The following is an 18,764-nucleotide window of genomic DNA, read 5'->3' as shown; positions in this document are numbered from 1 at the left end:
CTGCTTATCCGCCACCGTCGCTTTTCCCCTCATCCCATTAAACGCCTATCGGAATGGAACAACGTCCACACCTCTCCGCCGACGAACTCGACCTCCACGAGCTGTTTTTCCGGTTGCGGCACCGCTGGCCGCTGTTTCTGATTTCGTTGCTGATAGCCGGGGCCGCCGCCTTCTTCTACCTGCGCGTGAAGCAGCCGGAATACGCCTTCCGCGCCACCATGCTGCTGGGCGACCAGGGCACCGGCTCGAAACAGGCACAGGAGCTGCTCAAGATTCTGGAGGTGAAGGACAAAGGCACCAAGATGGAGGACGAAATAGGCCTGCTTACCTCGGCCGATATGGTGCAGCGGGCCCTGCAGCGGCTCCCCTTCGCCACGGCATACTATGCCGCGCCCACCACGTGGCTGAACTCTCTTAATGACATTCAGGTGGAGGAGCGGCCCATGGGCTCGGTGCCTTTCCGCCTGATTCCGGACCTTAACGCTCCACAGCTTACGGGCGTGCGCATTTACGTGGAGCCCCTGCCCGACGGGCGCTACCATGTGCAGGCCGATGCGGCGAAGGGCAAACTCTACAACCTGGCCACCAGTGAGCTGGTCCGGGAAGTGCTGAATCCGCACATCAACGAAACGGTGCGGCCCGGCGACACCCTGCGCACGCCGCTGCTCACGGCTGTATTTCAGCAGGAACCCAAATACCCGGCTCAGAACACGCTGGAGCGGTATTTTGTAACCCTGCGCGACCAGAACAGCCTGATTGGGGAATACCAGCAACACCTGGCCGTGCGCCCCATCGACCGGGAGTCGCGCATTGTGGAGCTGACCAGCAAGGGTAAGGTACCCCAGAAGGAAGTGCAGTTTCTGGATACCCTGATGCGGGAATACGTGGAACATGACCTGCACGACAAGAATGTGACGGGCCAGAAAACGGTAGCCTTCCTGGATAAGGAAATCGGGCACATGTCCGATTCGCTGCGCCGTTCCACGGCCGCGCTCAGCTCATTCCGGGCAGCGCGCGGGGTGGTGGATGTCGGGGCGCAGTCGGCCAGTGGTATCCAGCAGCAGGGCGAACTGGAAATGCTGCGGGCCAAGGTGAGCACCAACCGCAAGTACTACCAGAATATGCTGGCGTACCTCCGCTCCCACCAGGCCGTGGGCCAGCTGGCAGCCCCTAGCAGCATCGGTATTGAAGACCCCGTGGTGAACAACCTGATTCTGCAGCTCACTGACCTAAACAGCCAACGGGCAGCCCTGGGCGTGAATGCCAGCGTCGAAAACCCGATGGTGACCATTCTGGATGAGCGGATTCGGGTAGCCAAGGAAAGCCTGACCCAGACGCTGGCCAACATGACCCGCGCCGCCGACATTGCCCTGCGCGACCTGGACGGCCAATTGAGCAAAGTGCGCGGCACCATGAGCAAGCTGCCCGAAAATGAGCGGCAGCTGGCCACGCTGAAAAGCAAGACCGATTTCAACGACAAGAACTACCAGTTTCTGATTGAGAAGCGTGCTGAAGCGGCTATTGCCCTGGCCACCAACGCCACCGACAAAAAAGTGGTGGACGTAGCCGCCATGAACGGCGACGGCCCCACGGCCCCCAAGCCGGGCGTAGTAGCCCTGATTGCCCTGGTGGCAGGCCTGGCGCTGCCGCTGGGTATTTCGCTGCTGATTGATAAAGCCAACCGCCGGATTCAAAGCAAAGAAGACCTGTCGCGCATTACCACCATTCCCATGCTGGGCGTGGTGGCCCACGGCAGCAAGCAGGACAAGGAGACAATGTTGCGCGACCCCAAAGGTCCCATTGCCGAATCGTTCCGCTCCATCCGGGTAAACCTGCAGTACCTCTCAGCCGGCCTCGATAAGAAAATGATTGGCGTGACCTCCTCCATACCCGGCGAGGGCAAATCCTTCTGTGCCGTGAACCTGGCCGCCGAAATGGCCCAGAGTGGCCGTAAGGTGCTGCTACTGGAATGCGACCTGCGCCGCCCGACCATTGCCAGCTACTTCGACCTGCAGGCCGCCTGCGCCGAGCATGGGCTGAGCAGCTACCTCATGGGCCTGAGCACCTTTGAAGAGTGCCGCCACCCTTCGCTGGTGCGCAATCTGGATGTGCTGTGCTGTGGCCCTATTCCGCAGAACCCTACGGAGCTGCTGGAAGGCCCGCGCATGGAAGAGCTGATGAATCGCCTGCGCGACGAGTACGACTATGTGATTGTGGATACGCCGCCCACCGGCTACGTGGCCGAGTTCTTCATGCTGCTGCGCCACCTGGATGCCAACGTGTACGTGGTGCGCCAGAACTATACGGATAAGGGCCTGATCAGCCAGATCAACGAGCTGCACCAGCAGCAAAAGGTGAAGCAGATTTACATGATCATCAACGACATGCACTTCACCAAAACCTACGAATACCGCTACAAGGAAAAAGCCTATACCTACGGCTACTAGCCTGCTGTCATTCGCGCCCGGCGGCGCTGCTCCTGGTGGCGCCGTCAAATTCCCCGTTCTGCTGCTCATTCCTTTCGCACCTCCCCTTTTCCGGATGGCTTCATGGCATCTTCTGCTTCTAACCTGACAACTGCCGCCGTGCACGGCGTGAAGTGGACTACCGCGGCCACTGTTATTACAGCGGTATTGCAAATGGGCTACACCGCCACCATGGCCCGCCTGCTGAGTCCGGCGGCATTTGGCTTGGTGGCCCTGGCGGGAGTAATCCTGCGTTTCGGCTCCTACTTCGCCCAGATGGGCATGGAGCAGGCCATTATTCAGAAGCCGGAGCTAACCCGCGTCGATATTCGGGCGGCCTTCACCTCGTCCGTAGGCCTGGGTATCCTGTTTGCCGGGTTGCTGGTATTGGCCGCCCCGCTGGCGGCCGGCATTGTACGCCAGCCCGAGGTGGTGCCGGTGGTGCGGGTACTGGCCGTGGGCCTTTGCCTGACGGGCTTCAATGCCACGGCCCTGAGTCTGCTACGGCGCCACATGCGGTTCCGGACACTGGCCATCATTGAGTTGACTTCTTATATTCTGAGCTACGGCGGCCTGGGCATCGTACTGGCGTTTAAGGGCTTCGGCGTATGGAGCCTCGTGGCGGCCACCATCGGCCAGGGGTTGATGACGACCATTCTGAGCTACCTGGCCGAGCGGCACGCCGTGCAGCCGCTGTTTCACTGGGAAACGTACCGCCCCTTGGTGGCCTACGGCAGCCGCATGTCGGCCATCAGCTTTCTGGAATTTGTGACGGGCTCTCTGGATACGCTGCTGATTGGACGGCTGCTCGGGGCGGCGGCGCTGGGCATTTATAGCCGGGGCTGGATGCTGATTGGCCTGCCGGTGTACCTGCTGACCACCAGCGTATCGAAAGTGGTGTTTCCTTCCTTCAGCCAAGTACAGGCCGACCGGCCCCGGCTGCGGGCCGTGTACCTGAGCAGCATTACGCTGATTGCGGCACTGGTTATTCCGATTTGCGCCGGGGCCGCCGTGGCCGCCCCCGAAATTGTGCGCGTAATGCTCGGCCCCGATTGGGCGGCGGCAGTGCCTATTCTGCGGGTGGTGTGTGCGGCTTTCGGGATGAGCATGGTGACGATGTTTGCGGGAGTGGTATGTGATGCCACGGCCACTCTCACGCCCAAGCTCTGGCTGAACCTGTTTTACGCCGTGCTGCTGACCGGCCTGTTTTACGGGCTAAGCCGCTACGGTCTGCTGGGCGTAGCCGCTGCGGTAGTGGCCGGCGAGGTTATTCGCACGGTGCTATACCTGCTGCTGATGCGCCGGGTGCTGGCCGTAACCACTGCCGAGGTACTAGGTGCTTACGTACCCGGCCTGCTGGCCGGGGCGCTGGTGGCAGCCGGCATTGCCGGCACCCCTCTGCTGCTGCCTCCCGGCACCGTACCCAGTGCGGCGCTGCTCGTGGCCGAAATGCTGGCCGGGGGCCTGCTGCTGGCCGGGTTTACAATTGCAGCCCCGCCGCACCGCCTCCGCCAGGTGCTGCTGCGCCTGCTGGGCCGCCTCCACGAAGGCAAGGCTGCTTCCGGCCAGATGGCTCACTTACTCACTGCCTATTCAAACCGGCTAACTCGCCTGAATGGTGACGCCGCCCCGCTTACCCCCGCTCCTACAGTCCGCCGTCCCCACCCTGCCCTGCTACCCGATCCTGAAACTGAACTGGTATAGTCATGCGCGTGCTGTACGACCATCAGGCCTTTACTCTCCAGGATTTTGGAGGAGTATCCCGCTACCACCATGAGCTGCTCTGCCACGCTAACTGGCAGTCGGAGCTGGCAGTGGCCCTGAGCAACAACCTGTATCTGCGGGACCGGCAACACTCCCGCCACCGCACGTTCCTGCCCGAGTCGTCGTTGCCGGCCCGCTGGCGCGTGATTCGGTACTTCAACCAGCGGGCCTCCCGCCGGGCCCTGCAGCGTGGCAACTTCGATGTGTTCCATCCCACCCTGGCCGACGACGACTATTTCCTGGAGCTGCTTCCGGCTGACCGGCCCCTGGTAGTAACCATCCACGACATGATTCCGGCTCTGTTTCCGGAGCATTACCCGGACCGTGACGGGGCAGTGCTGAACCGCATTGTACAGCGCGCCACCCGTATTATTGCGGTTTCGGAACACACCCGCGCCGACTTGCTGCGGCTGCTGCCCGTAGCTCCTGAAAAAGTGCGGGTGGTGCACCACGGCTACACCGAGCGGGAGTTTACCACCACGGCGGGCCCGGCCCTGCCGGTGCCGGAGCGGTACGTACTGTTTACGGGTAGCCGGGCGCTGTACAAAAACTTCGGGGTGCTGGCAGAAGCTCTGGCCCTACTGCCAGCGGCCATTGCGCAAGACCTGCACCTGGTGTGCGCGGGCGGCGGGCCTTTCACGGCGGCTGAGCGTGAGCTGCTGGCCAGGACCGGCTGGACCGGGCGGGCCCACCAGTTCGGGCCGGTGACGGATGCCCAACTCAACCAGCTGTACCAGCACGCCCAGGCATTCATCTTTCCTTCTGAATACGAAGGCTTCGGGCTGCCCATTCTGGAGGCGTACGGTCAGCAGTGCCCGGTGGTGCTGAGTGAGGCATCCTGCTTTCCGGAAATAGCCCGCGACGCGGCCCTGTATTTCCCGGCCGCTCAACCCGCCGCCCTGGCCGAGCAGCTGGCCCGCATACTTACCGACTCCGCGCTGCGCCGTGACCTGATCCGGCTGGGCCAGCTGCGCCTACTCGACTTTACCTGGCAGCATACCGCCCGCCGTACCCGCGCCGTGTACGACGAGGCCTGCCAGAACACCAACCTGCACCCGCTGCCGGCGCAGTCTGACCCGCTCATACCCGCTTTGGAGCTATGAAGATAAGTTTCCGCTTCCGCCACGTACTGCCGCTGCTGCTGGTTCTGCTCACGGACCGGGCCTTCACGGAGTTTGTCATCAAGGAAGATGACGACCCGGCGCTTGGGCTCTACAACTACGCCATTACGGGCCTCTCGCTGCTGTTGATTGCGCTGTACTTCCGGTATCTGAGCCCCATCATGCGCAAGTGGCTGCTGGTGGTACTTGCGGCTACTGGGGCCCTGGCGCTGGAGTCCTACAATGGGTGGGGCACGCCTTTCGTGTATCCGCACGTATTTGCGAAGCTCATGGCCATTCTGCCCGTTTTTGCCATGTACGCCTACTACCGGCGTCACCCGCTGCCCATGGGGCTGCTGATGTTTCTGGTACTGACGGGACTGGCTCTCAGCATGGCCCTGTACCACCCGGATGCGTTGAGCCTCACGGCATTTCTGGAAACGGAACGAGGGTTCAACGTGACGTCGGCGTTTCTGCTGATGCTGCCTGCGCTGTATTACTTCAACCAGTATGTAACGCAGGGCGGCCTGCTGCGGCTGGCACTGTTTTTCATCATTCTGGCCCTGATTGTGTTCCTGCAGCACCGCACTGTGTGGCTCACCATGACCCTCGCGTTGGTAGTCAACGGCCTGTTTATTGCGCTGGGCCGGGTGGAAGGCGCCCGGGTGCACCTCAACCGGATGCTGCCCATTCTGGTGATGCCGCTGCTGGCGGGGCTGCTCGGCGGCACGGCCTTGGTGCTCGATAACCCACAGGTGCTGCGCAAGCTGGAAACCAACGTGGAGGACATTACCCACGCCGATAAGCAGGGCACCGGCAGCTGGCGCCTCAAGCAGTGGGAAGCCTACGAGTCCTTCGTGCAGGAGCATCCGGTGGTAGGAATGCGGCTGGAAGGCTTCGAACTGCCCATGCAGTTTTACGGCGACGGAGACCACCCGGTGTGGGCCGACCGCACCGGCCACCACTTTCACAGCTTCTACCTCGACCGGCTTTTTTACTTCGGTATTCTGGGCGTGCTGCTGGTAATGCTCCTTCCGCTCTGGCAATTGGTAAAGCGGGCTTTTCAGCCGGTACCATTCAGTGCCGCAACGGCCACCCTGCTCAGCTTTACCAGCACTGCCCTGCTCTACGGCGTTTCCTATGACTGGCCTCCCTACCTGTATGGCCTCATTGGTATTACCATGGCCGTAGCAGCACCGCTGCCATTTGTTGCTGCTAAACCACTAACTCCGGCGGGGGCCACTGTTTCCATTGAGCCAACAGTGGCACCTGTTTCTGCAGCGTTGGGCGTGCCGGCCTGAGCCCCTTTTTTCCAGGTTCTCTACTTCCCGTTATATGCTACCTGCCTCTTCCAGTTCTGCCCCTTTGCGCACGGCGGTCCTACTGCTCATCTTTAACCGCCCCGACACAACCCGGCGCGTGTTTGAAGCCGTGCGCCGGGCCCGCCCGCCCCGGCTGTACATTGCCGCCGACGGCCCCCGCACCACGCACCCCGACGACCAGGCCCGCTGCGCCGCCGCCCGCGCCATTGTGGCTGATATTGACTGGCCCTGCGAGGTATTCACGCTGTTCCGGACTACCAACCTGAACTGCGGCGTGGGCCCGGCCTCGGCCATTGATTGGTTTTTCCGGCAGGAAGAGGAAGGTATTATTCTGGAAGACGACTGCGTGCCGGCTCCTTCCTTTTTCCGGTTTTGCGAGGAGCTCCTGACCCGTTACCGCACCGATACCCGCGTGATGCACATCGGGGGCAACAACTTCAGCCGGGAGGCCCGCCGCCCCCGCCCCGTGGAGGCTGAGTCGTACTACTTCTCCACGCAGGTGAATAGCTGGGGTTGGGCTACCTGGCGCCGAGCCTGGCAGCTGTATGATTTTCAACTGAGCAATTACCACGACCTACACAGCCAGGGCAAGCTGGCCGGCCTCTACAGCACCTGGCTGGAAACCCGTTACCGCCTCAGCAAAATCGAGAGCGTGCTCGACCACCCCCAGCCACCCGATGTATGGGATTACCAGTGGCACTTCACCATCGTAGCCAACTCCGGGCTGTGCATCGTGCCGGCCACCAATCTGGTGGGCAACATCGGGTTTGGCGAGCAAGGCACCCACACGCTCAACGCCACCGATGAGTTTGCCAACGTGCCCACCACCAACCTGGCATTTCCGCTGTGCCACCCCACCACGGTACTGGCCGACCGCCGCCGCGACAAGCGCCGCTTCCGCGAGTTTCTGTGGGGGCGGGTAGCGGCCAAATTCCGGCAGCTGTTCCGGCGCTCGGCGGCGCCCCGCCCGGCGCGGGCGGCTCCCCCGCTTACCGCACCAGTTCCGGCTTTTTCCTCGGCCACGCATGCCTGAGGGCTGGCTTCCTGTTCATTTGCTCTTGTCTACCGCTCTTTTTTCTTCACCACAAGTCCAGTTCTTCCCGCCCTCCTGCGCTTCATTTCTCTTCTGCTCATGAACGTTCTGCTATCTGCCTATGCCTGCAACCCGGCCCACGGTGGCGAAGACGGTTTTGGCTTCAACTGGACCTGGCAAACTGCCCAGCAAGGCCACCGCGTGTGGTGCATCACCAACCCCGATGGGCGCGAGGGTATTGCCGCCTTCATGGCCAAACACGGCCACGAGGTGAAGCCGGAGCAATTGCACTTCATTTTTGTAGCGGTGCCGGCCTGGGTACAGTTTCTGCACCGCTGGCAGTTTGGTGTGTACCTGCACTATATGGTGTGGCAGTACCTGGCCTGGAAAGAAGCCGCCCGCATCAGCCGGACCGTGGCTTTCGATTATGTGCATCATGCCACCTACGGCAGCCTGCAGATGGGTTCCTGGATGTGGCGCCTGGGTAAACCGCTCATCTTCGGGCCGGTTGGCGGCGCCCAGCGTGCTCCCAAAGCTTTCCGGGCATTTATTCCCGATTGGTTTAAGTCGGAAACCATGCGCAACGCGGTGGGCTGGCTGCTGATGACGTTTGACCCCAATGTGCGCCAGACGCTGCGCCACGCGGCCGTAGTGCTGGCCACCAATTCCGAAACCGCCGAGTTGGCCCGCCGCATGGGGGCCCGTCGCGTGGAGCTGTTTCTGGACTCCGGCCTGCCCGAGTCATTCTTTCCACCTGCCTTTCCGCAGCGGGAGCCCAGTTCTACGTTCCGGCTGCTGTGGCTGGGCCGTCTGTTTCCCCGCAAAGCCCTGCTGCTGGCCCTCGATGCACTGGCGCGGGTTGATAAACGGGTGCCGTTTCACCTGACCATCATCGGCGACGGTCCGCTGGGGCAGCAGCTGCCGGCCGCCATAGCCCGCTACGGCCTCCAGGACCGGGTAACCTGGCGCGGCGCCGTTTCCTGGCAGGAAGTCCGGGTGGCTTTTCTCTCGCATGATGCCTTCCTGTTTGGCAGCCTCCGCGACTCCTTTGCCTCGCAGTTTCTGGAAGCCATGGCTACCGGCCTGCCCATCATCACCCTCGACCACCAGGGAGCCCACGATTTTGTACCGGCCACGGCGGGTATTAAAGTACCCGTGACAACTCCGGAAGCCACTGCCACTGCCATGGCCCGGGCCGTGGAGTATTATTACCATCACCCCGAGGCCCGCCTGGCCGCCGGGCAGGCGGGCTACCTCTTTGCCTGCACCCAGACCTGGACAGCCCGCACCCAACGCCTGTTGCTGCTGGTGCAGCAGCTGCTACGGCAGCCGCAGTCGGTATCCGCGCCAGCACCCAGCCCTGGTACTCCCCTGCCCGTCCTGGCACAGGCTTCTTAGTTTTTCTCTGGCAACTCCTACTGTTTTGCTATGCTTTACATCGTTATTCCCGTTTTCAACCGGAAGGACTTCACCCGCGCCTGCTTAGAGTCCTTACAACAGCAAACTACCCAGGGGTTCCGGGTGGTGGTGGTCGATGATGGCTCCACGGATGGCACCGGCCAGATGCTCCGGGATGAGTTTCCGGCAGTGCTTATCGAAGAAGGTGACGGCAACCTGTTCTGGACGGCCGGGGTGAACCTGGGCATCCGCCGAGCCCTGGCCGAAGGCGCTACCCACATCATGACGCTGAACAACGACGTACTGGCTGCTCCCGATTTTGTAGACCGGATGCTGAACTGCGCCGCCCAGCATCCTACCGCCGTACTGGGGTCCCTGGAACTGGATGCCGCCACCGGCCAGCCCGTGTACGGCGGCGAAACCCTGGACTGGCGCACCAATACCCGCCGCGACTTGCTGGAAACCCTGCCAGTGGCGCAGCGACAAGGTCTGCACCGCGTTACTTACCTACCGGGCCGCGGCCTGCTCATTCCCCGGCTAGTGCTGGAAACCATCGGCTTGTTTGATGAGAAGCGCCTGCCGCATTACCTCGCCGATTTTGACTATACCAGCGTAGCCCGGCGGCACGGCTTCCCGGTGTACTGTAACTACGACGCCTGCCTGAGCACCTACCCCGATGAAAGCGGCCAGGAAATAACCCGCCGCCAGCGCAGCCTGCGGGGCTACTACCAGCACCTGTTTGGTATCCGGGGCGGTGGCAACCTGCGCAACTTCACTTGGTTCGGTCTCAAGAACTGCCCCCGTCCGTACCTGCCGTACTTTCTGCTGAACGGGTATGCCCGCCGGCTGGTGGGTTATTTTCTGCACTAACCGGATGGCTTTGTAGCTGTTCAGCCCCATTTCCTCCCAACTAATCATGGCAAATTTTACTCTATTGCACGCGTTACTGGGAGGTGGACTGCTCCTCACCGGTGCTACCTGCACGCTTCGCCCAGGGCAGGATGCGGTGCTGGTTATCCGGGAAGGCGGCACATATTCCGGCCGGTATGTGAGCAGCAGTTCAGAGCAGGCCTGCGTTCGGGTGGAAACCACTGAGCCAGTGGTGCTGGATGGCTGCGAGCTGCGGGGGCCGGGCCGGCTGATTGATGCAACTGCGGGCGGCAGCCACCTTACTGTGCGCAACTGCCGGGCCTACGGAGCACCTCAGACTGCCGATAACCAGGCGCAGGGGCGCTTTCTAGAAGTAAACGACGGCGTGAGCCTCTTGGCCGAAAACAACTACTTGGAGCATACAGCTGGCATACTGGTGTACCGCTGGCAGGGTGACGGATCAGCAAACCAGAGTATTGCGGTCCGCCGCAACCAAGCCCGTAACATTGATGGCCGCTTCCGCAACGGAGGCGGTGCCAAAGTGAGCTTCCTGCAGCTCAATGATATTCATGGTCTGGGCAACATTGATATCAGCTGGAACGAGGTGATAAATGAGCCCGACCAAAGCATGGTGGAGGACAACATCAACCTGCACAACACCTCCGGCACCTCCACCAGCCCGTTGCGCGTGCATCACAACTACATCCAGGGAGCGTATCCCGTGCCAGCCACTGCCCCCAAATTCACCGGTTCTGGCATCACCACTGATGGGGATGCCTCGTCGGCCCAGTTGACCACGGCGTATGTTGAAGCATTCGAGAATGTAGTTGTCAGCACCTGCAACGCCGGAATGAACATTGCCGCCGGCCACCACAACCGTTTTCATCACAACCGCATCATCAGTAGTGGGCTGCTTGCTGGTGGTACGCATCTGCCGTCCAGCTACGCGGGCATGGCTATATTTAATGCGTATGAAACCGCCGCCACGGTGTTTTTTGCCAACCAGGTAACCGATAATACTATTGGTTTTGTGAGCTGGGGCCGCCGCAGTCCGTACTTGGACCGCCACGACCTGAGCACGGATGCCTGCGCTGCCTGCACCGGCACTATCCACCTGCCGGCACCCATCACACTCCAGACGGAGGCACGGGAACATGCGGCCTGGCAACAAAATCTGCATAAGTACCAGGTACGGCTGGGTGCAGGCAAGCCTCTCCAAACCGCTGCTTCCAGAAGGCTAACTAATTGACTAGTAAAGCGTACATTTTTTTGCCATTCAAAATAGTCTACAAAACAGCTCGTCAGGTACTGACGGGCTGTTTTGCTTTTTATGGCTTCTATCATTTAGAAGAATAATACCATTCTCTATTTTCACGAGAGGCTTTGCATATTCAACTCTTTTTATACATTTGCAATGAACCTCAGGTATCAATCTAGCACTATTTTTAGTTTTAGATTGAGCAGGCTCTCCCAAAAACTATTCATACACCTCTGTTTACAGGTTTTGAATTGGATGGAAAAGAGAACCGATAGTTCAGCGGGTTGCATTCAACCCCTGGTGGCTGCAGATGGAATAGTGCGGAGTGATAAATAGGTTTGCCACAAGCTTTTAAGCTGCTTTCTACCATCAGACGATTCAGTCGTTGGTTAAACATCCTTCAGAAAAACGGTTAGCATCAGGTGCCCGGTGCTACTCCAGTATCTCCTGAAACAGGCTGTTCAGAAAGCCAACACAGCAACTTTCATCAATAGCATAAATTTTATCCAGTCATCTGGAACAAATTGACTTAGGGATTTAGTTAAGCATACATCCCTATATAGTTTTTTTCTTTTAAAGGCTCACAGAATGCAAAAAGCCCTCAGCACAAAGTTCAACCTGATGACTAAAAGCACCCGCTCTGGCGCCCGCCTGCTGTCGTTGTCGGCAGCCATGATTTCTCTCTTCAGCCTGCTGCCCTCTACTTCTAAGGCGCAAGGCCAGTACCCCACCAACATTACGTACTCAGCCCCTATCACCATCACGCAAGGGGGTACGTATACCGGAAACTTCCGCAGCACCGACTCGAATACGCCCTGCATTCGGATTCAGACTACGCAGCCTGTTACCATTACCGGTTGCACGCTGGTAGGTGCCGGCGACCTGATTGACGCCAAGAATGGCGGCTCCACCCTGGTGATTACCAACAACAAGGGATATGGTACCCAGCAGAGCGTGGATAACCGCCGCCACGGCCGCTTTGTGGAGGTGAACTCCGGCCGCTCGGTACGCATCGAGAATAACTACTTCGAGCACACCTCGGGTATTGCCGCCTACCAGTGGAGCGGCGACGGCTCGGCCGCCCAGACGCTGACCGTACGCTATAACCAGGCAAAGAATATTGACGGCCGCTACCGCAACGGCGGCGGCCAGTACGTGCAGTTCTGCGGTCTGAACCAGGTACGTAACGTGGGCAACATTGAAATTGCCTGGAACCAGGTAATCAACGAGCCTAACAACAGCCTGGTAGAAGATAACATCAACTTCTACAACTCGGGGGGCGTGCAGCAGAGCGTAGCCCGCGTGCACGATAACTTTGTAAAGGGTGCCTACCCCTACCCGGCCAACGGCAGCACCTTTACCGGCACGGGCATGACCACCGACGGCGACGGCTCTTCGGCCACCACCACGGCGGCCTTCATTGAGGCCTACAACAACCAGTTCATCAGCACGTGTAATGCGGCAATGAACATTGCCGCCGGCCACGACATCTATTACCACGACAACCGGATGATCACCAGTGCACTGATGCCTGATGGCTCGCCCCTGAACGCCACGTATGCGGCCACGGCCGTGTTCAACGCGTATCAGCAGCCCGGCTCGGTATTCTACGGTAACCGCATCCAGAATAACACCATTGGCTTCGTGAAGAATGGGTACAACGTGCCCTACCCTAACCGCCACGACCTGAGCACGGGTGCTTGCTCTACCTGCTCGGGCACCAACCACCTGCCCAACCCCATCACGCTCCAGACGGAAACGGATGAGATGACCCGCTGGCAGCAGAAACTCCAGCAGAACGGTATTACTATTGGTGCGGGTGGTACTAACACGGGTGGCACTACTACCACCCCGACTACGCCTACCACGCCCACTACCCCAACTACGCCCACTACCACCACCCCGCTCCCCACGCCCACTAACGCTACGTTTGTTCGGGCCATCAACATCAACGGTGGTGCTGCCACTATTGATGGCAAGAGCTGGGACGCTGGCAACGGTGCTACCGGTTTCCAGATCAACGGTACGCCTTTTGCCAACCAGGGCGTAACCCTGAACCCGGCCACTGACGCCGCCCGCGCTAATCTGATTCGGTCCTCGGTGTATGGCAATGCCTTGTCGGCTAACGTGACCGTGGCTAATGGTACATACCAGGTGTACACCTACGTGTGGGAAGACAACAATGCCGAAACCTACAGCCTGGCGCTGGAAGGCCAGACGGTGCAGAGCAACTTCAACAGTGGCTCGGCCGGTAGCTGGAGCCGCCTCGGTCCCTTCACGGCTAACGTAACCGACGGTAACCTCACGCTGACGTCTTCGGGTGGTACTATCAACCTCTCGGGCATTGAAATCTGGAAGTCGAACACGACTACTCCTACCACGCCCACTACCCCTACCACGCCTACCTCGCCTGCTCCTACCTTCACCGGACCGGCTAACGCATCGTTCTTCCGCGCCATCAACCTGGGCGGCACTGCCTCTACGCTGGACGGCAACAGCTGGGAAGCTTCGGCCGGCGCTACTAACCTCCAGGTAACGGGTATGGCCTTCAGCAACACCTCTACCACGCTGGAGCCCAGCACCGACGCGGCGCACGCCAGCATGCTGAACACGGCTATTGGCGGCACCAACGTGGGCGCTACGCTCAGCAACGTGGCTAACGGCACCTACAGCGTGTATGCCTACATCTGGGAAGACAACGGTCCGGAAACCACGAATCTGGTGGTGGAAGGCCAGACGGTACGCGCCAACTACAACACTGGCGCGGCCGGTCACTGGGAGCGTCTGGGCCCGTACCAGGTTAACGTAACCGATGGCAACATCGTCGTGGCTACTTCCGGTGGTCACCCCAACCTCTCGGGCATTGAAGTGTGGAAGCACAACAGCACCACCCAGAACCAGGCCCCGACGGTAAGTCTGGCCGCTGCCAGCACCACGGTAACGGTGAACACGGCTCTGGCCCTGACGGCTACGGCGGCCGATGCCGATGGCTCGGTAGCAAAAGTGGAGTTCTTCAACGGCTCAACCAAGCTGGGCGAAGACACTTCGGCTCCCTTCCAGCTGAGCTGGACGCCCACGGCCGCCGGCACGGTTGCCCTCACGGCTAAAGCCACCGACAACGCCGGTGCCACTACTACCTCCGCTGCTGTTAACGTAACCGTAAACACGGCCTCAGTTGCCACGGCCACGTTCTACCGTGCTATCAACCTCAACGGTGCCGCTACCTCCCTGGATGGCAACGCCTGGCAGGCCAGCACGGCGGCTAACTACAGCACCAACGGCACGCCCTTCGCCAACCAGGGCGTAACCCTGAACCCGGCCACCACTACGGCCCGGGCGCAGATGATCCGCTCTTCGGTGTATAGCCGCAACCTGAGCTTCACGATGACCAGCGTGCCGAACGGCTCGTACGACGTGTATGCGTATGTATGGGAAGACAATGCGGCCCAGACGGTGAGCATTGCCTTGAACGGCCAGACGGTGCTGAGCAACTACAACACCGGCGCGGCGGGCAACTGGAAGAAGATTGGTCCTTTCGCTGTAACGGTAACCAACGGCTCTATCCAGCTGACCAGCAGCGGCGGCGACCTGAACCTTTCGGGCGTGGAAGTATGGAGCAAAACGGGCGGTACGGCTTTCCAGCCGCTGAACCCCTTCCAGCCCGCTACGTCGGCTATGGCTACGGTACTGAACCCGGCCACGGGTAACGCTTCGGCTCCGGCGGCCCTGCGCCCCACGCTGGTTGCTACCCCGGCTTCGGTTTCGCGCCAGCGCGTTGCCACCCGCCTGATCTAAGCATCAGCTAATCACGCAGCAGGCTTCGGCGGCTGACCATAGAAAAAGCCCGGTTTCTCAGGAAGCCGGGCTTTTTCTATGGTCAGCCGCTTTTATTTTACTTATTCAATATTTAAAATAAATATTTCCATAGATGAAGTTGGAAATATGGTTTATAATACAATAATTTGTCGTAAAAGTTCTACACGTGAATAACACGTGTCTCCTGCTGTATCACTCCTCACTTCACTTCTTATGAAGCGCGCACTTATTACAGGCATCACGGGCCAGGACGGCTCTTATCTGGCAGAATTGCTGCTGAGCAAGGGCTACGAAGTACACGGCATCAAGCGCCGCTCCTCCATGTTCAATACCGAGCGGGTTGACCATCTGTACCAAGACCCCCACGAGGAGCACGTGCGCTTCAAGCTGCACTACGGCGACCTGACCGACTCCACCAACCTGATCCGGATTGTGCAGGAAGTGCAGCCCGATGAGATTTACAACCTGGGGGCTATGTCGCACGTGAAGGTGAGCTTCGACACGCCCGAGTACACGGCCGACGTGGATGGCATTGGCACGCTGCGGCTGCTGGAAGCAGTACGCATTCTGGGCCTCACGCACAAAACGCGCATCTACCAGGCCAGCACCTCCGAGCTGTACGGGCTGGTACAGGAAGTTCCCCAGCGCGAAACTACGCCCTTTTATCCCCGCTCACCCTACGCCGTGGCCAAGCTCTACGGCTTCTGGATTACGGTGAACTACCGTGAGGCCTACGGCATGTATGCCTGCAACGGCATCCTGTTCAACCACGAAAGCCCGCAGCGCGGCGAAACCTTCGTAACCCGCAAGATTACCCGTGCCGCTGCCCGCATTGCTCTGGGCCTGCAGGACAAGCTGTACCTGGGCAACCTAGATGCCAAGCGCGACTGGGGCCATGCCAAGGACTACGTGGAAGCCATGTGGCGCATGCTCCAGCAGCAGCACCCCCGCGACTACGTGGTGGCTACCGGCGTAACTACTACTGTGCGCGAGTTTGTGCGCCTGGCTTTTGCTGAGTTGGGCATTGAAGTAGGCTTCAGCGGTACCGGCGCGCAGGAAACGGGCTTTGTGGCGGCGTGCAATCATCCTGATTTTCAACTGCCGCTGGGGCAGGAAGTAGTAGCCGTGGACCCCGCTTATTTCCGGCCGACTGAAGTGGAACTGCTCATTGGCGACCCGACCCGCGCTAAAACGGAACTGGGCTGGGAGCCTCAGTACGACTTACCGGCCTTGGTGCAGGATATGGTGCAGGCCGATTTGCGCCTGTTCCGCCGCGACGCCGTGCTACTGGAAGCGGGCCACCAGATCATGTACCACGATGAGTAGGCGGTGAACTGGTGAGCTGGTGAAATGGTGAGTTTGACGGGCTGATGACGCCACTTGCGCAGCTTGCCCTGATATAACCGCCAGAACATCAAACTCACCATTTCACCACCTCACCATTTCACCTATTCTCTCTCCCTCATGGAACAGAATGCCAAAATATACGTGGCTGGCCACCGGGGCATGGTGGGCGCGGCCCTCATGCGCCGCCTGAAACAGGCTGGCTACCACAACCTGGTCACGCGCACTTCCCAGGAGCTGGACCTGCGCGACCAAGCCGCTGTGGAGGATTTTTTCGCGCTGGAAAACCCGGATTACGTGCTGCTGGCGGCCGCCAAGGTGGGCGGCATCGTGGCCAACAACACGTACCGGGCCGATTTTCTTTACGATAACCTGATGATTCAGAACAACATCCTCAGCCAGAGCCACCAGCACGGGGTGAAGAAGCTGTTGTTTCTGGGGTCCTCCTGCATCTACCCAAAACTGGCACCGCAGCCCATTAAGGAGGAGTACCTGCTTACCGGCCTATTGGAGCCCACCAATGAACCCTACGCCATTGCCAAAATAGCCGGCCTCAAACTCTGCGAAGCCTATCGGAGCCAGTATGGGTGCCACTTTATTTCGGTGATGCCGACCAACCTCTACGGCCCCGGCGACAACTACGACCTGCAGAACTCCCACGTGCTGCCGGCCCTGTTGCGCAAGTTTTCCGAGGCGGTAGCCCTGGGTCTGCCCCGGGTACAGGTGTGGGGCACGGGCACCCCGCGCCGCGAGTTCCTGCACGTGGATGACCTGGCCGACGCCTGCCTGCACCTGCTGCTGCACTACGATGAGGCCGGACCCGTTAACATCGGAACCGGCCGCGACATCAGCATTCAGGAACTGGCCGATTTGATTGCCGAGCTGACGGGCTACGCCGGGGAAATCCTGTTCGACTTCTCTAAACCCGATGGCACCCCCCGTAAGCTACTGGATGTAAGCAAGCTGCACGGCCTGGGCTGGCAACACGCCATTGGCCTGCGCGAGGGCATAACGGCCGTGCTGGAATCGGCGGAGTGGCAGCAGGCTACCCGGCTACCCGAGCCCCAGCTGGCCTGAGCTGCCGGCTTCCGCCAGGCCCATTTCTGAGTTAGTATTCCTCAACATACTGGTTGCTATGCACGACACTTTACTCAGAGCCCGGCGCAAAGCGGGCCGCCTGCTCCGCGAATGGGTTCCGCTCAATGGCCAGTACCGCCCTACTGGCGTACATATCAGCAGCTGGGTGCTGGCAGCCATGCCGGGCAGCACGGCCTCGTACTACGGCGTAGTGCCCGCGTACATTTCCCGCCTGGTTATTCCGAACGACTTCTACGAGCAGGCCTCCGTGTACGAGGGGCTGCACGATAAGCCGCACCGGGAAGAGTCGGTGCCGGAAGCTTTTGTGGTAGCCCTGCGCGGTGGCCGCGTGTACGCCGATAACTTCGACAGCGTAGCCATAATTGCGGCTGATAACAAGCTGGTGGGCGACGCGTCCTTCCAGTACGATAAGCAGCACTGGGACCTGACGCCTCCGCAGCGTAACAACATCTTCCAGCAGCGGTATTTTTTGCCTCCTTTGGAAGTACCGGGCACTGTGTGCTCCCTGCTTTCGGGGGGTGGGGCGGCCAGTGGCAACTACTATCACTGGCTTATCGACTCGCTGCCCAAGCTGTACTTAGTGCGGGAAGCGGGGCTGCTGGATACGGTGGACTACTTTCTGGTGTACGACAAATCCAGGCAGTTTGTGGTTGACTCGCTGGCGGCGCTGGGTATTGTCCCGGAGCGAATCTTGGACATTCGGACCTCTCCGCACATCCGGGCGCGCACCTTGCTGGCTACCTCCGCCGTGCGCGGCCGCCTCACGCACACACCGGTGTGGGCCTGTGATTTTCTGCGTACCCTGCTGCTGCCACCACCGGTGGTAAACCGCTCCTTCGGCCCGCTTATCTACATCAGCCGCCGCGATGCACCGGGCCGGCACATTCTGAATGAGCCGGAGCTGGAGGCTATGCTGCAGGAATATGGTTTCGAAACGCACGTCCTCACGCCCTATACTCAGGATGAGAAAACGGCTTTGTTTGCCCAGGCCCGCGTTATCGTGTCATCGGTAGGGGCCGGTTTGGCCAACATTGTGGTGAGTCCGCCCGGCGCGGAGCTGATTGAGCTATTCCCGACCAGTTTTGTGGTGGCCGATTACCTCGAATTCACTTCACGCCTGAGTATTGGCCATCAGTTTCTAGTGTGCGAAACACCCAACGCCAGCACCACGCGCACCAACGCCCAGCGCGACGATTTGCGGGTGGACCTAACCGCGCTGCGCCGGCTGGTGGTGAAGGCCCTCAGCCGCCAGCCAGTGGCTGCTGAAACTTCCACTTCCTGATTTTTTCTTGCCCC

12 protein-coding genes are annotated in these 18,764 nt (G+C 60.1%); all 12 read left to right on the top strand.

Going from position 1 to position 18,764, the window contains the following annotated elements; genetic code table 11:
* The first annotated feature begins 53 nt into the window (after positions 1–53).
* The 12 genes from EI291_RS10575 (at position 54) to EI291_RS10520 (ending at position 18,750) form a co-directional block, all read left to right on the top strand.
* Positions 54–2,447, top strand: a complete 2,394-nt coding sequence (locus tag EI291_RS10575; RefSeq protein WP_125419782.1) for a GumC family protein — start codon at positions 54–56, stop codon at positions 2,445–2,447.
* Between the two features lie 102 nt (positions 2,448–2,549).
* Positions 2,550–4,169 (top strand): lipopolysaccharide biosynthesis protein, encoded by a 1,620-nt coding sequence (locus EI291_RS10570; RefSeq protein ID WP_125419781.1) that lies wholly within the window; start codon positions 2,550–2,552, stop codon positions 4,167–4,169.
* Positions 4,170–4,171: 2 nt separating this feature from the next.
* Positions 4,172–5,332, top strand: a complete 1,161-nt coding sequence (locus EI291_RS10565; RefSeq protein ID WP_125419780.1) for a glycosyltransferase family 4 protein — start codon at positions 4,172–4,174, stop codon at positions 5,330–5,332.
* A complete protein-coding gene (locus EI291_RS10560) occupies positions 5,329–6,630 on the top strand; it encodes an O-antigen ligase family protein (protein ID WP_125419779.1) in 1,302 nt (433 codons plus the stop codon). Before EI291_RS10565 ends, EI291_RS10560 begins: the two co-directional genes overlap by 4 nt.
* 34 nt (positions 6,631–6,664) lie before the next feature.
* Positions 6,665–7,684, top strand: a complete 1,020-nt coding sequence (locus EI291_RS10555) for a nucleotide-diphospho-sugar transferase (protein WP_205701591.1) — start codon at positions 6,665–6,667, stop codon at positions 7,682–7,684.
* Between the two features lie 99 nt (positions 7,685–7,783).
* Positions 7,784–9,082, top strand: a complete 1,299-nt coding sequence (locus tag EI291_RS10550; RefSeq protein WP_125419778.1) for a glycosyltransferase family 4 protein — start codon at positions 7,784–7,786, stop codon at positions 9,080–9,082.
* Positions 9,083–9,112: 30 nt separating this feature from the next.
* Positions 9,113–9,952: a glycosyltransferase family 2 protein gene (locus EI291_RS10545; protein ID WP_125419777.1), complete on the top strand. Its 840-nt coding sequence runs from the start codon at positions 9,113–9,115 to the stop codon at positions 9,950–9,952.
* Between the two features lie 46 nt (positions 9,953–9,998).
* Positions 9,999–11,201 carry a hypothetical protein gene (locus tag EI291_RS10540; RefSeq protein WP_125419776.1) on the top strand — a complete coding sequence of 401 codons (1,203 nt, stop codon included), beginning with the start codon at positions 9,999–10,001 and terminating at the stop codon, positions 11,199–11,201.
* 597 nt (positions 11,202–11,798) lie between these two features.
* Positions 11,799–15,005 (top strand): Ig-like domain-containing protein, encoded by a 3,207-nt coding sequence (locus EI291_RS10535; RefSeq protein WP_125419775.1) that lies wholly within the window; start codon positions 11,799–11,801, stop codon positions 15,003–15,005.
* A 234-nt stretch (positions 15,006–15,239) separates the two neighbouring features.
* Positions 15,240–16,352, top strand: a complete 1,113-nt coding sequence (gene gmd / locus EI291_RS10530) for a GDP-mannose 4,6-dehydratase (RefSeq protein ID WP_125419774.1) — start codon at positions 15,240–15,242, stop codon at positions 16,350–16,352.
* 138 nt (positions 16,353–16,490) lie between these two features.
* Entirely contained in the window at positions 16,491–17,447 is a 957-nt protein-coding gene (locus EI291_RS10525; protein WP_125419773.1) for a GDP-L-fucose synthase family protein, read from the top strand.
* Positions 17,448–17,505: 58 nt separating this feature from the next.
* Entirely contained in the window at positions 17,506–18,750 is a 1,245-nt protein-coding gene (locus EI291_RS10520; protein ID WP_125419772.1) for a glycosyltransferase family 61 protein, read from the top strand.
* Positions 18,751–18,764 lie beyond the last annotated feature (14 nt).

It is taken from the genome of Hymenobacter rigui (assembly GCF_003944715.1).
GTDB lineage: Bacteria > Bacteroidota > Bacteroidia > Cytophagales > Hymenobacteraceae > Hymenobacter > Hymenobacter rigui.
This window is presented reverse-complemented; position numbering and strand designations above follow the sequence as displayed.

Excerpts from the sequence above, each read along its gene's own strand:
- gmd (WP_125419774.1), top strand. The coding sequence starts at position 15,240 with ATGAAGCGCGCACTTATTACAGGCATCACGGGCCAGGACGGCTCTTAT.
- EI291_RS10525 (WP_125419773.1), top strand. The coding sequence starts at position 16,491 with ATGGAACAGAATGCCAAAATATACGTGGCTGGCCACCGGGGCATGGTG.
- EI291_RS10535 (WP_125419775.1), top strand. The coding sequence starts at position 11,799 with ATGCAAAAAGCCCTCAGCACAAAGTTCAACCTGATGACTAAAAGCACC.
- EI291_RS10570 (WP_125419781.1), top strand. The coding sequence starts at position 2,550 with ATGGCATCTTCTGCTTCTAACCTGACAACTGCCGCCGTGCACGGCGTG.
- EI291_RS10545 (WP_125419777.1), top strand. The coding sequence starts at position 9,113 with ATGCTTTACATCGTTATTCCCGTTTTCAACCGGAAGGACTTCACCCGC.
- EI291_RS10560 (WP_125419779.1), top strand. The coding sequence starts at position 5,329 with ATGAAGATAAGTTTCCGCTTCCGCCACGTACTGCCGCTGCTGCTGGTT.
- EI291_RS10540 (WP_125419776.1), top strand. The coding sequence starts at position 9,999 with ATGGCAAATTTTACTCTATTGCACGCGTTACTGGGAGGTGGACTGCTC.
- EI291_RS10550 (WP_125419778.1), top strand. The coding sequence starts at position 7,784 with ATGAACGTTCTGCTATCTGCCTATGCCTGCAACCCGGCCCACGGTGGC.
- EI291_RS10565 (WP_125419780.1), top strand. The coding sequence starts at position 4,172 with ATGCGCGTGCTGTACGACCATCAGGCCTTTACTCTCCAGGATTTTGGA.
- EI291_RS10520 (WP_125419772.1), top strand. The coding sequence starts at position 17,506 with ATGCACGACACTTTACTCAGAGCCCGGCGCAAAGCGGGCCGCCTGCTC.
- EI291_RS10575 (WP_125419782.1), top strand. The coding sequence starts at position 54 with ATGGAACAACGTCCACACCTCTCCGCCGACGAACTCGACCTCCACGAG.
- EI291_RS10555 (WP_205701591.1), top strand. The coding sequence starts at position 6,665 with ATGCTACCTGCCTCTTCCAGTTCTGCCCCTTTGCGCACGGCGGTCCTA.